Here is a 12,068-nt window from a genome sequence, read left to right as displayed (position 1 = left end):
TGTAGGGAAAGGTCACCTTTTCTGCCACTCCTTCGCGAGGAAATTCGCAGAAAAGATGATCAAGTCATTGATTTGCATGGACCGTCGAGATCACCTTTTCTGCGAACCTACAGCGGTGCCGAGTGGCGGGTTGTAGGGCCTCAATCCCCAAACCGGAATCCGAAGTCGATTCGAAGCCGGTTACGGCCACGCGCTATACCGCGATGCAGGCGCACGGGTAAGAAGGAGTCGGCGATCTGCCCAACGCGCCGGGTTTGGCGACGTACCGGTAGCGTCGAGGCGCGCGCCTCGAACGCTTGCAAACGGACGACACGGGCTCGATACGATGGCCATGTGCGTGGTACGGAGCGATCCGCGGCTTCGCGTGGATGCTGCTCACACGCGCCGGCAGCGTGCTTGCGGACTCAACCGCCCCTTTCCACAAACAGCGGGTCGATATTCGCGTTCAAGCGCTCGGCACCGCGCCAGGTCCGGCTGTCGACGATTTCGTCGACCATCCCGACGATCATCCGTTTCCCCTCGAGCACCGCTTGCGAATGCGAGCGCGCCGTATTTTCACAGAGCGCCCAGGTGATGTAGGCGCCCCGGATCGGACTCCACGAGATCGACTCTTCCCAGAACGCATTGCCGCTGACCGCGCAACATGGCGTCACGGTGTCGGCGATGCCGCCCCGGGCGAGTTCCATCGAGAGATGCATCGCATCGAGTTCGAACAGGATGTCGAGTTCGACGTTGCGACGGACCATCGCGTGCTCGATGGTCGAGCGGATGACGTTCTGTTTTCCCGCCAGCGCGAGTTTGCGATCGCCGAGACGCGACAGCGGTACCGCCTTGTCGGGCCTCAAGCCGGCGTCCCTGGCGCTCACGAGAACGAGGGGCTCCCGAACGAGTGGTGTATGGACATAGCCCTGCGGCGGCGACGCTTCGAACGGGACGATAGCGAGATCCAGCATGCCCGAATGCATGACATCGCGCAGCTCGTGGCTCACGCCCTCGTGAACACGAAGCCTCACGCGCGGATAGTCGGCGACCAGCCGCGCCACGAAGTTCGATGTGAAGAGATTGCGCCAGGACGGTGCAACGCCTATCGCCAACTGGCCCGCGGCGCGGTCGCCGACCTGCTCGACCAAGGCGGTCAACTGCCGAAGAATGGGTCTTGCTCGCTCCGCCAGCAGCATGCCGGCCTCGGTCGGCTGAACGCCGCCCCGCGTTCGCGTAAAGAGTTTCGCGCGAAGTTGATGCTCGAGCAGCGCGATGTGGCGCGACAGCGCCGGCTGGGAGAGCCGCAAGTCGATGGCGGCCTTGTTGATACTGCCGAGTTCGGCCACACGCAAGAAGTACTCGATAAGACGGGAGTCCACTGGCGCCTCCGTGAGTTCCGGCTCGATCCATTGCAGAAGTAAAGCAGGCGTAACACCGTTATTCAATAGATGGATAACGGTGATAGAAACGCCACATTATCGGGATAACGAAGCGTTCGCTAGCATTGAAGCAATCACATACGAGGTCATCGACCGAAACAGTCCCATGGCAACCCCTTGTATCGAGCATTTCAGGAGCTTGTGCCTCCGTAGCAAGGACGCGACGATCGCCGCATTCGGCAGGCGGAAGGGCAGCCCGTGACGGCGGCAACCACGTCCCGTGCCAGTTGGAGTGCCCGTCGCGGCTGGGTCGCGCTCGCCGTCGGCTATCAATGGTTCTACAACGGCGCCAATTTCCTGGCTTTCAAGGTCGCCGGGAACGCGTTGCATCCGCTGATGGTGGCGACATTGCGCTTCTCGCTCGCGGCGCTGGTCGTTGCGCCTTTCGCGCTGGCTCGCTGGCGCCGTTCGCCTGCGTCGGTCCGCGAGTCGGGTGGGGCGGCGTTGATCGGCGTCATCATGCTGGTGGCCAGTCAGGCGCTCGCGATCTGGGGCACGCATTTTCTGCCGGCAGGGGTGGCCGCGGTATTCGGTTCGTCTTCGCCGCTCTTTCTGGCGTTGTTCGCATGGGCGGTGTTTCATCGGCCGCTGACAGGCCGTCAGGTCGCCGGGGTCGCCATCGGCTTTGCCGGTCTCGCGCTGATGGGCTGGACGTCTGCCACCGGCGGCGACTTCCGCCCGATGGGCGCCGCACTTGCGCTTGCCGGGACGGCCGCGTGGGCAGCCGGATCGCTGCTTGCGCCGCGACTGGCGTTGCCTCGCGATCCCGTCATCAGCCTGGCGATACAGCTGATATCGGCCGGTGCGGTGCTCGGCGCGATCGTCGCGGTGTCGGGGATCGCTGCGACGACGCATCTTGCGCGCGTATCGCCGGCGGCATGGGCTGCACTCGCGTTTCTCGTCGTGGCGAGCACGCTGATCGGTTACGCCGTGTTCCTGACGCTCAACGCCCAGGTCTCGACGACGCTCGCCAACACCTTCAACTATGCGGCGCCGGTGATCGCGCTGGGTCTCTCGGCGCTCTTGCTGCACGAGCCGTTGACGCGCGTGAAGCTGATGGCCGGCGGCATCGCGTTGGTGGGGGTGGCGCTGATGATCGAACGCAAGTAGCCCGGCGAACGGCAGCCCTTTCGCCTTCGGCAAACCTCTGAAATCAACCGGAGCTTCGGATCATGACGGAGACATCTCGACACTCGCTGGTATCGCGCACGCTCGACGTGACGGGTCGGCCGACGCACTATCTCGAGAGCGGGCCGGCCGAGGGACCGCCGATATTTTTTCTGCATGGCTGGCCGAGCTTGAGCTTGATGTGGCGCGCCCAGATGGAGGTCTTCGCCGCCGACGGCTGGCACTGCGTCGCGCCGGACCTGCGCGGCTACGGCGGCTCTTTTGCGCCTGAAGCCAACGACGCCTACACCATCGAGGCCGTTGTGAAGGACATGACCGAACTCCACGATCATCTCGGCGGCGAGCCCGCGATCTGGGTGGGGCACGACTGGGGTAGCGTCGTGGCCGCCGAGTTGTCCGCACATGAGCGCGAGCGCAGCCGTGGCGTCGTGCTGACGTCGCTGGCCTATCAACCCGACGGGCACGCGCTGAGCACGGTCGTTCCGCTGATCGACCGGACGATTTATCCTGCCGACGCGTATCCCGATGGCCAGTGGGACTACTACCGCTACTACACGACGCATTTCGACGCGGCGGTAGCCGACCTGGATGCGGACCGGACAGCATCGCTGGCGTCGATTTTTCGACCGGGCGACCCTGACGGGATCGGCAAGGTGTCGCCGAATGCGGTCGTCACGCGCAATGGAGGGCGTTTCGGCGCCGCGCATCGTGCGCCGCCGACTCGCCCCGATCCGGCTCTGTGGCCGCCGGCGGACTTTGACGCGCTGGTAGCGTCGTTCGATACGCATGGCTTCCGTCCCGCCTGCGCGTGGTATCTGAACGACGAGGCCAACATCGCTTATGCACGCAGCGCGCCGGATGGCGGCCGTCTGTTGCAGCCGGTACTGTTCGTCAACGGCGAATTCGATCAGATTTGCAGCATCACCGGAAATCGCCAGGGCGACCCCATGCGTGCGGCATGCGCGGACCTGACCGTGACGACGATGCCGGCGGGGCATTGGTTGCCGCTGGAATGCAAGGCCCGGCACATCGAAGCGCTTCGCGCGTGGCTTCGAAGCAAAAACCTTTGATGCAGCGAGACATCGCTCGGACCGCGAACCGTAAAATGCCGGAACGAGCGCCGGCCGCGACGGCGGCGTCAGGTATCGTCAGCGACATGTGGATCCGAAGATGGGCTGGATTGATCGAATCAACGCGCGATTGACCCGCTTCGCCCGCCGCCATGAGCCCGCGAGGTACATCGAGGCCGATGGCGTGCGACTGGTTTTCCCGAACGGCACGGAAAAGCGGCTGCCCTTCGCTGTGCTCGTCGGCGCGCGGGCCGAACTGCGCGACATCTTCGTGGGCGACATGGTTGTCCTGATGCTGCGCTTCGACGACGGCACGTGCGTCGAGTTCGGGCAGGACGATCCGAACTGGTGGGCGCTGATGGAGGGGCTCGACCGCTCAGGCCGCATCGCCAGGCCCTCCGCCGAATGGCAGCTCGAGGTGATCGCCGCCTCGGGCGATTCTGCCGCCATCGACTTGATGTAGCGGACCTGGCGATATCGACATGCTCTGCGCCCACCTGGCGGCGAGCGGGCGTGCGATGATCCGGTGGATCCGGTGGAAACGGATCGCGATGCCTCGTTCCTCGCCGCTACCGGCCGGGCCATCCGAGCTTTTGTGCCTGGTCGAGCGAGGCTCGCACGACCAGGCGATGGAAAGGCGCGATCACGCCGAGATAGGCGCGGCCCAGCGGACGATTGTAGAAGACGAGCGTAGTGAGTATCAGTTGCCGGGGCCGATCCTCGGAGGCAGGCTGCACGAGAACCGACACGCGGAAATCGAGATGGGCGTCGTCCTCGCCGAGAATGATCTCGTCTTCGTGCCGTTCGAACACGCGGAAAATACTGAGCCGATCGTCCTTCGCGGCTTTCAGGTCGATCGTCGTTTTAAGGCCGAAGGGCCGGACGGCAATGTCGCGAATTCCCTGCAGCATGGCGATCCATTGGGGTTGTCCTGCGAAGACGTATCGCGCGAGAGATTCTGCGTCGTTGCAGGCCGTCGCCGGCAACTCCACCGAAAATGCGTCGACAAAATCGGCGGTGCCGTACGACCGGCTCAGCCTCGAGATCGCCGGCGGGCCGACCTGCTCGGCCTTTTTCGGTTGCTTCTGCATGCCCACTCTCCCTGCGTTCACGTTGTCCGGCTGCCTCGGCGCGACCCGAATGGACGCAGTCGAGAGAATGAGCGCGACGTGTTCTCGCTTGAGCCGACGCAAACCGATCGTGGCGGTCCGGCAATGAGCATCGGACCGGATCACCGCTCCGGAGCGGCCCACCTTTGGACGCTGATCTCTGCCAGCGCTTCGAATACAGCCGGCGTGCGTTCCAGGCGGGCGATCGTGCGTGCGCCTTCGAGGGCGGCCACTAATGCGGCCGCGGCAGAGGATGCGCGCGCGGGAACGAAACCGCACCCCCTGAAATGCTCGGCAATAATCGCGGTCGATTCGGCAAATCCACGCGCCACGCGTTGGGTCAGCTCGGCGTCGAGCGCGGGCAGTTCATTCGCGAGATTCTGCATCAGACATCCATACTGGAAATCGGAGGCGACCATTTCGGCCGCGAACGCGCTGAAAAGTCGATGAACGAAATCCAGCGCATCGCCCGCCGTACTCGCCGAGATATCCCGTAATACAGCCATTCGCTTCGCAACATAATTGTCGATTGCTTCTTCCGCGAGTTGCGCCTTGCCCCGTGGGAAATGAAAGTAGAACGACCCTTTAGGCGCGCCGCTTTCTTCGAGTATCTGGGTCAAGCCGGTCGCGGTGTAGCCCTGGATGCGGAATAGGCGCTCGGCCGTGGCAATGGCGCGAGCGCGCGCGTCAGTCTTGCGTGTCATGCCGACAACCTACCACGTTCCGCTTGACGTCGCTATGGCGATCGCCATAGTATGGTGATCACCATATATCGGAGGCGAGCGATGTCCCGTTACGCAATCCCGCCATCGGCCTCCCGACGAGCGGTGCTGGCGATGGGCGCGGCCGGCCTGGTTGCGGCGTTACTTCGACCGGCCCGCGCAACCCCTCAGGGAGGAGCTGATTTGGGCACGTCGACATATGGCGAAGGAACGCTTCCCGGCGGGGTTCGCTCGCGCATGATCCATGGGGTCAACGGCCTCGATGTCCATGTTCTCGAGGCCGGTTACGAAAGTCCCGGCCGGCCGCTCGCGCTGCTTCTGCACGGCTTTCCGGATCTGGCCTACGGTTGGCGACACCTTCTCCCGATCCTGGCTGACGCCGGATATCACGTCGTTGCGCCCGATCAGCGCGGTTTCGGGCGCACCACCGGCTGGGTGAACGACTATGACGCCCCTCTGGAGCCATTCGGTCTCCTGAATATGACGCGCGATGCCCTCGGACTGGTTTCGGCGTTGGGATATCGGCGCACGACGATGCTCGTCGGGCACGACCTCGGCTCGCCGGTCGCGGCCTATTGCGCGCTGGCGCGACCGGACGTCTTTCCGTCGGTCGTGCTCATGAGCGCACCGTTCCCCGGTCCGCCGGCCCTTCCGTTCGACACCGCGCAAAGCGACGCACCGTCGGCTCGTCCGAACACCGAGAACCAGAAGTTGGCGGCCGCGCTGGCATCGCTCGACCCGCCGAGGGAGTATTACCAGCAATACCTGAGCACACGGCAGGCGAACGACGACATGTGGCACCCGCCTCAAGGCTTGCACGCCTTTCTTCGTGCGTTCTTCCATGTCAAGAGCGCGGACTGGCCGGGAAACAAGCCGTATCCGCTGAAGGCGCGGACCGCCACGGAGCTTGCACGGATGCCCACCTATTACGTGATGGATCTCGGCAAGACGATGCCCCAGACCGTCGCGCCATTCCAGCCGTCCGCCGCCGAGGTCCGGGCCTGCAAGTGGCTGACCGAGCCGGAACTCGCGGTGTACACGGCGGAGTATGGCCGCACGGGATTTCAAGGCGCCCTGCAGGCTTATCGGGTCTTTTCCGATCCCGATCTGAACGCCGAGTTGCGCCTGTTTTCGGGCAAGACGATCGATGTTCCATCGCTCTTCATTGGCGGAAAGAGCGATTGGGGTACCTATTCGGCGCCGGGCGCGCTCGATCTGATGAGGACGAAGGCGACGACGAGAATGAGTCGCATCGAGCTGATCGACGGCGCCGGGCACTGGATTCAGCAGGAGCAACCGGATCGGCTCGGCGAGCTGCTGGTCGCCTTCGCCAAGGAGGTCGGCGCGGCGGAGCGTGCCGGCGATTAGTTCGCGAGCGGCGGCCGTCATGGCATCGGCTTCCGGCCCCGCGGCCTTCGAACGCCGAGGGAAACGTGAAGGACGACGGACGAACGCAGCGGCCGAACGGCGGCGCGCGTTCGTCGTCTGCCGCGCGGAAGCCGGAACGCCGGCGGCCCGCGCCGGATCAGAACCGCGTACTGAATCCGATCCGCGCGATCGACTGCAACGCGCCGCTCGCCGCGCCGTCCGCGTCCATCACGCCGTTGATCTGCGCGTGGCTGCCGCGGCTTGCGCGTTGATGCACGCCCGCGACGTACACCATCGTGCGCTTGGACAGCCAGTACTGGACGGCAGCGAGGAACTGATGCGCGTGCGCGTTGTCGAGCGTGTCGTTGCCTTTCATGTACGTGTAGCTCGCGCCGATCACCCATACCGGCGATGGCCGCCAGGTGGCGCCGGCTTCCGCCGACCACGCGCCCGCGCCGTTCTGCGCGTTGCGCACGGTCGTGAAGAGCGCCTTCCCCGTGACCGCGCCGACCGTGTAGTGCACGCCCGCGCCCCAGTTGCGCACGCTGGTGGGCGGCAGGCCGTCGGCCGCGCCGTATTTCTGGTTCGTATAGGCGGCGCCCGCGCCGAACGGGCCGTTGTCGTAGCTGACGCCCGCGCTGACCGTGTTGTTCGCGCCGATCGATCCCGCGACGTTGCCGAAGCCGTACAGCGCGCCGAAGGTCAGGCCCGACAGCGACGGGCTCGTGTACTTGACCGAATTCGCGACGCGGTTGCTGCCGGCGACGCGGTCCCAGTCGAAGGCGCCGGTCGGGTTGTTCGGCAGCGCGAGCCGGTCGAACGGCCCGTTGCGAAAGCCGTACAGACCGACGAGATCCTGCGCGATCTCGTTGCCGCCGGCAGCCAGCGAATCGACCATGAACTCGTACTGGTTGCCGAGCGTCAGCGTGCCGTAACGGTCGTTCTGCAATCCTACATAGGCCGTGCGCGCGAACAGCCCGCCGCCGATGATCGAGCCGTTGCCAAGCGAATACTGGTTGACGAGCCGGAAGATCGCACGCGTGCCCGCGCCGAGATCCTCCTTGCCTTCGAAGCCGAGCAGGTTCGGAAAGAAGATGTTGTCGTCGAATTTCGCGGCGCCGTGGCCGCCTTGATTGCCGACGTAGCTGATGCCGGCATCCATCAGCCCGAACATCGTCACGCTGCTCTGGGCGAGCGCGGCGGCCGGAAGCGTGCAGGCCGCGAGCGCCAGAAAGGTCTTTTTCGTCATCTCCAAAGTGCTCCTCACATGGTCCGATCGAGTCGGATATTTTTTGTCGGACTACTGATTGATATGAAGAAACCCGAGCCGGGCGACCCGGTTCGGCGACAGTCGAAGAGTGCCGCGCAATGTGCATCGACAGGTCGCGTCGATCCGCCGTGCTCGGCGTGCTAGACCGTCGAATACCCGCCGTCCACCGGTACGATCGCGCCGGTGACGAACGACGCGCCGGGCGAGCACAGGAACAGGATGACTTCCGCGACTTCGTCGGCCGTGCCCCAGCGCCCGAGCGGCGTGCGCTCGAGGATGCGGCGCGACGCCTGCGTGTCGGCCATCAGAGCGCTGCTGAGCGGCGTGTCGATCCAGCCCGGTGCGACCGCGTTCACGCGGATGCCGCGATCGGCCCACGCTTGCGCGAGCGAGCGCGTGAGTTGCGCGATGCCGCCCTTGCTCGCGCTGTACGCGGGCCGGTCCTTGCTGCCGAAGTACGTGTACATCGACGCGACATTGACGATGCTGCCGCCGTTTGCCGCCAGCGCGGGCCGCGCGGCGTCGGATGCGCGCATGACCGACGTCAGGTTCACGTTCAGCACGTGCTCGAACTGGTCCATCCGGTACTCGTCCGCGTGGCGGCTGATGCCGACGCCGTTGACGAGCACGTCGAGCAGCGGCAGCGCGGCGATCGTGCGCGTCAGGGCGGCGCCGTCGGCCACGTCGAGTTCGACGCAGCGGATGCCGGCATGCACGGGCGCATGCGGGCCGGTCGCGTCAAGCCCCAGCGCGACGACCGATGCGCCGGCCTGGGCGAAGCGCAGCGCGGTGCGCGCGCCGATGCCCGATGTGCCGCCCGTCACGACGACCGACTGCCCGTCAAACGCCCACTGACGATTCATGCTCGACACTCCCGATGGTGGAGGCGCGACGGGCCGGCCGCTGCGCGGGTGAAACGAGGATCTTGATCTGCGTGCGGTCGGCGAGCAGTGCGTCGAAGCCGTCGGCGACGGCATTCTCGAGCGAGACGGTGCGGGTGACGATCGACGTGAGGTCGAGCGCGCCCGACGCGACGATGCGCAGGAGGTCTTCGTACGCATGCCGATAGCCGACGCTCGCGGTGAAGGTCAGCTCGTCGTTGACCGCGCGAAACGCGTCGAAACCCGCGTGCGGCATCAGGCCGACCATCACGACGCGGCCGCCCTTGCGCAGTGCCCGCATCGCCGATTCGAACGTGGCCTGCAATCCGGCCGCTTCGAAACTCGTATCGACGCCGAGCCCGCCCGTGGCCGCGCGAATCGCGTCCTGCAACGCGGACGCATCGAGCCCGCGCGCGTCGAACGCATGCGTCGCACCGAAGCGCGTGGCGGCCGCGAGCCGTTCGGGCGACACGTCGACGGCGACGATCGTCGCCGCGCCCTGCAGCTTCGCGAGCATGATCAGCAGCAGGCCGATCGGCCCGAGCCCGAACACCGCGCAGGTCTCGCCGAGGCGCAGCTCCCCGCGCCGCAGCGCGTGCAGCGCCACGGCGGCCGGCTCCATCACCGCGGCCTGTTCGAGGCTCACGCCATCGGGCAGGCGATGCAGCATGTAGGCCGGCACGACCGCGAAGTCGGCCATCCCGCCGTCGCCCATCAGCCCGGCGAATCCCATCGATACGCACAGGTTGTACGACCCCGAGCGGCAGTACGCGCACTGACTGCAGCGATACTCGGGCTCGACCGCGACGCGGTCGCCCGTGCGCAGCGTCGTCACGCCTTCGCCGATCTCGACGACGGTGCCGCAGAACTCGTGGCCGAGCGTCAGCGGCGCGGTGCGGCGCGACAGCGGATGCGGCGCGTCGACCGGAATCGCGTGCGGGCCGTCCGCATATTCGTGCAGGTCGCTGCCGCAGATGCCGCAATACGCGACCGCGATGCGCACGTCGCCGGGGCCGACATGCGGCGTGTCGATTTCCACGAGACGGACGTCGCGCGGGCCATGCCATTGAAGTGCACGCATGTCAGCGTCCTCCGAGGTTCCGCGCATCGAGGCGGCCGGCGGCGGCGCCTGCGAGCGCGCGCTTGCGCAGCACGGCCGGCGCGGTTTCGACGAGGCCGAGCGACAGCACGCACGCGAGGACCGCGCCGGCGGTCGACGTCCACATCGCGAACTGCAGGCCGTACCGGTCCGCCGCGAAGCCGGCGACGGTCGGCGCGACGAAGCCGCCGATCAGCTCGCCGGCGCCCATGATCAGCCCGAGCGCGCTCGCGATCGCGTGCGGCGGCACGGTTTCGGCGGGGATCGTCGCCATGAACAGCGTGAAGCAGCCGAGGCCCGTGTACGTGACGAACACGAGCGCGCCGAGCGCCCAGACCGAGCCGACGTGGATCAGCACGACCGGGCACGCGGCCGCGATCAGCGCGAACACGATCATCGTCGGCTTGCGGCCGATCCGGTCGGAGACCGCCGGCACCGCGAAGCCCCAGAACACCCACGCGGCGCCGAGGCAGGTCATCACGACACCCATGTCGGACGGCGACAGACGGCGGCTTTCCACGAGGAACACCGGCGCGAACGAGATGATCACGACGAACCACGTGAGGAAGAAGCAGCTGATCAGCACGCACAGCAGGATGTTGCGCTCCTTCAGCAGCGCCCAGCGGCTGACCGTCGCGCCGGCGGCGGCCGGTGCCGCGGCGATATCTGCCTGCGCGCGGCGCACGCCGCCGGGCGGTACTTCGCGCACCCAGCGCCAGATGCAGAACGCGATCAGGAAGCCGGGAATGCACGACACGTAGAACGCCTCGCGCCAGCCGTATGCGGTGGCGATGCCGATCACGACCGGCGGGCCGATCATCGCGCCGAGCAGGCCGGCGGCCGAGCCTTGCAGCAGGCCCATGTTCAGCCCGCGGCGGCTCGGCGTCGAACTCTCGACCATCAGCGATTGCGACAGCGGCAGCACGGGGCCTTCGGCGATACCCATCAGCGCGCGAAACGCGATCAGGCTCGCGAAGCCGCCGACGAGGCCCGACAGCGCCGAGCACACGGAAAAGCCGAGCACGGCCGCGATCAGCAGCGGCTTGCGCGTGCCGCGCGCGTCGGACCATGCGCCGGTGACGGCGCCCGACAGCGCCCACGTGAGCGCCAGCGCGGACGACACCATGCCGAGCTGCGTGTTCGTCAGGTGCAGCTCGGCCGACATGAACGGAAACAGGAACGACAGCGCGAGGCGGTCGAAGAACACGAAGCCGAACGTCATGAACAGGATCAGCAGCAGCCTGTTCTCGTACGTCCATGCGGGGCGGGAGGAGGACGGGGAAATCATCGCGAGCCTCGCTGCGCGTCAGCGGAACAGCTTCTCGATCGCTTGCGCGCCGAGGCCGACCTTCTCGTAATGCGCCTTGCACATCGCGATGTACGAATGCACGTCGAAGTAGCCGTCGGGATTGCCGGCGTCGTCGAGCCAGATCAGCGGGCCCTTGACGATGAAGAACGCGCGCATCGGCTCGGGGTGATCGAACGCGACGAGCGTGTGGCCTTCGCCCGGCGTCTCGTACACGAAATCGCCGCGCGTCGCGGTCCATTCGTGTTCGAGGTAGCCCCATTTCCCCGACAGCGTGTACGCGAACACCTCGTGCGGGTGATAGTGCCGGTTCACGAGCCCGGCTTCCTTCGCCATCAGGATGTCGCACCATTTGTTCTGCGACGGCGAGATCCACAGCGGCCGCGACGAAACCGTTTCGGTGAACGGAACGTAATAGCGCTCGTCGTCGGTGGCCGCGTTCGGGATGTAGGCTTCGGGCAGCGCATCGGGCTTGAACGGATTGGCAATCGCCGGGATGTTTTGCCAGAATTCGGATACGGCTTTGTCGACCACGGTGTGTCTCCTGGTGTAGGGATGTCGTGGGCTCGACTGTAGCCAGCCGGTGCGCGCCGCTCTTGACTGGGCCGGACGAATTGCTTGACCGCGCCGGACATTGCATCGCACCAAAAACCAGACGGACCATCCCCCAATTCGTGCCGCCGCGCACGACAGG

12 protein-coding genes are annotated in these 12,068 nt (G+C 66.1%); 4 read left to right on the top strand and 8 right to left on the bottom strand.

Features of this window, described 5'->3' with window-relative positions; all coding sequences use genetic code 11:
- Positions 1–404 precede the first annotated feature (404 nt).
- Positions 405–1,361 (bottom strand): LysR family transcriptional regulator, encoded by a 957-nt coding sequence (locus WS96_RS17040; RefSeq protein ID WP_059834006.1) that lies wholly within the window; start codon positions 1,359–1,361, stop codon positions 405–407.
- A gap of 258 nt (positions 1,362–1,619) precedes the next feature.
- Here WS96_RS17040 and WS96_RS17035 point away from each other — a divergent pair, with 258 nt between their 5' ends.
- The 3 genes from WS96_RS17035 (at position 1,620) to WS96_RS17025 (ending at position 4,082) form a co-directional block, all read left to right on the top strand.
- Complete coding sequence (locus WS96_RS17035) at positions 1,620–2,531, top strand: DMT family transporter (RefSeq protein ID WP_059834004.1); 912 nt, start codon at positions 1,620–1,622, stop codon at positions 2,529–2,531.
- 62 nt (positions 2,532–2,593) lie between these two features.
- The gene (locus WS96_RS17030) at positions 2,594–3,619 is read left to right on the top strand and encodes an alpha/beta hydrolase (RefSeq protein WP_059834002.1); all 1,026 of its coding nucleotides are present in this window, start codon (positions 2,594–2,596) and stop codon (positions 3,617–3,619) included.
- 100 nt (positions 3,620–3,719) lie between these two features.
- On the top strand, positions 3,720–4,082 hold the full coding sequence (locus tag WS96_RS17025; RefSeq protein WP_059834000.1) for a hypothetical protein: 363 nt from the start codon (positions 3,720–3,722) through the stop codon (positions 4,080–4,082).
- A 106-nt stretch (positions 4,083–4,188) separates the two neighbouring features.
- Here the strand turns inward: WS96_RS17025 and WS96_RS17020 are convergent, their stop codons facing one another.
- Entirely contained in the window at positions 4,189–4,710 is a 522-nt protein-coding gene (locus WS96_RS17020; RefSeq protein WP_059834509.1) for a DUF2867 domain-containing protein, read from the bottom strand.
- Between the two features lie 140 nt (positions 4,711–4,850).
- Entirely contained in the window at positions 4,851–5,432 is a 582-nt protein-coding gene (locus WS96_RS17015) for a TetR/AcrR family transcriptional regulator (protein ID WP_059833998.1), read from the bottom strand.
- A 255-nt stretch (positions 5,433–5,687) separates the two neighbouring features.
- Between WS96_RS17015 and WS96_RS17010 the strand changes: the two genes are divergently transcribed.
- The gene (locus WS96_RS17010) at positions 5,688–6,818 is read left to right on the top strand and encodes an alpha/beta fold hydrolase (protein ID WP_059833996.1); all 1,131 of its coding nucleotides are present in this window, start codon (positions 5,688–5,690) and stop codon (positions 6,816–6,818) included.
- A gap of 157 nt (positions 6,819–6,975) precedes the next feature.
- Here the strand turns inward: WS96_RS17010 and WS96_RS17005 are convergent, their stop codons facing one another.
- From WS96_RS17005 to WS96_RS16985, 5 genes are all read right to left on the bottom strand, one after another.
- The gene (locus WS96_RS17005) at positions 6,976–8,067 is read right to left on the bottom strand and encodes a porin (protein WP_059833993.1); all 1,092 of its coding nucleotides are present in this window, start codon (positions 8,065–8,067) and stop codon (positions 6,976–6,978) included.
- Positions 8,068–8,228: 161 nt separating this feature from the next.
- The gene (locus WS96_RS17000; RefSeq protein WP_059833992.1) at positions 8,229–8,951 is read right to left on the bottom strand and encodes an SDR family NAD(P)-dependent oxidoreductase; all 723 of its coding nucleotides are present in this window, start codon (positions 8,949–8,951) and stop codon (positions 8,229–8,231) included.
- Positions 8,929–10,050 (bottom strand): 2,3-butanediol dehydrogenase, encoded by a 1,122-nt coding sequence (locus tag WS96_RS16995; protein ID WP_059833990.1) that lies wholly within the window; start codon positions 10,048–10,050, stop codon positions 8,929–8,931. The genes WS96_RS17000 and WS96_RS16995 overlap by 23 nt, the downstream gene beginning before the upstream one ends.
- 1 nt (position 10,051) lies before the next feature.
- On the bottom strand, positions 10,052–11,356 hold the full coding sequence (locus WS96_RS16990; protein ID WP_059833988.1) for an MFS transporter: 1,305 nt from the start codon (positions 11,354–11,356) through the stop codon (positions 10,052–10,054).
- 18 nt (positions 11,357–11,374) lie between these two features.
- Complete coding sequence (locus WS96_RS16985) at positions 11,375–11,908, bottom strand: 2,4'-dihydroxyacetophenone dioxygenase family protein (RefSeq protein ID WP_034205782.1); 534 nt, start codon at positions 11,906–11,908, stop codon at positions 11,375–11,377.
- Positions 11,909–12,068: the final 160 nt, after the last annotated feature.

It is taken from the genome of Burkholderia sp. MSMB1835, assembly GCF_001526365.1.
Lineage (GTDB): Bacteria > Pseudomonadota > Gammaproteobacteria > Burkholderiales > Burkholderiaceae > Burkholderia.
The sequence above is the reverse complement of the archived record's forward strand: the minus strand, read 5'-3'. Positions and strand labels throughout refer to the sequence as shown.

Excerpts from the sequence above, each read along its gene's own strand:
- WS96_RS16995 (WP_059833990.1), bottom strand. The coding sequence starts at position 10,050 with ATGCGTGCACTTCAATGGCATGGCCCGCGCGACGTCCGTCTCGTGGAA.
- WS96_RS16990 (WP_059833988.1), bottom strand. The coding sequence starts at position 11,356 with ATGATTTCCCCGTCCTCCTCCCGCCCCGCATGGACGTACGAGAACAGG.
- WS96_RS17015 (WP_059833998.1), bottom strand. The coding sequence starts at position 5,432 with ATGACACGCAAGACTGACGCGCGCGCTCGCGCCATTGCCACGGCCGAG.
- WS96_RS17000 (WP_059833992.1), bottom strand. The coding sequence starts at position 8,951 with ATGAATCGTCAGTGGGCGTTTGACGGGCAGTCGGTCGTCGTGACGGGC.
- WS96_RS17025 (WP_059834000.1), top strand. The coding sequence starts at position 3,720 with ATGGGCTGGATTGATCGAATCAACGCGCGATTGACCCGCTTCGCCCGC.
- WS96_RS17005 (WP_059833993.1), bottom strand. The coding sequence starts at position 8,067 with ATGACGAAAAAGACCTTTCTGGCGCTCGCGGCCTGCACGCTTCCGGCC.
- WS96_RS17010 (WP_059833996.1), top strand. The coding sequence starts at position 5,688 with ATGATCCATGGGGTCAACGGCCTCGATGTCCATGTTCTCGAGGCCGGT.
- WS96_RS17020 (WP_059834509.1), bottom strand. The coding sequence starts at position 4,710 with ATGCAGAAGCAACCGAAAAAGGCCGAGCAGGTCGGCCCGCCGGCGATC.
- WS96_RS17030 (WP_059834002.1), top strand. The coding sequence starts at position 2,594 with ATGACGGAGACATCTCGACACTCGCTGGTATCGCGCACGCTCGACGTG.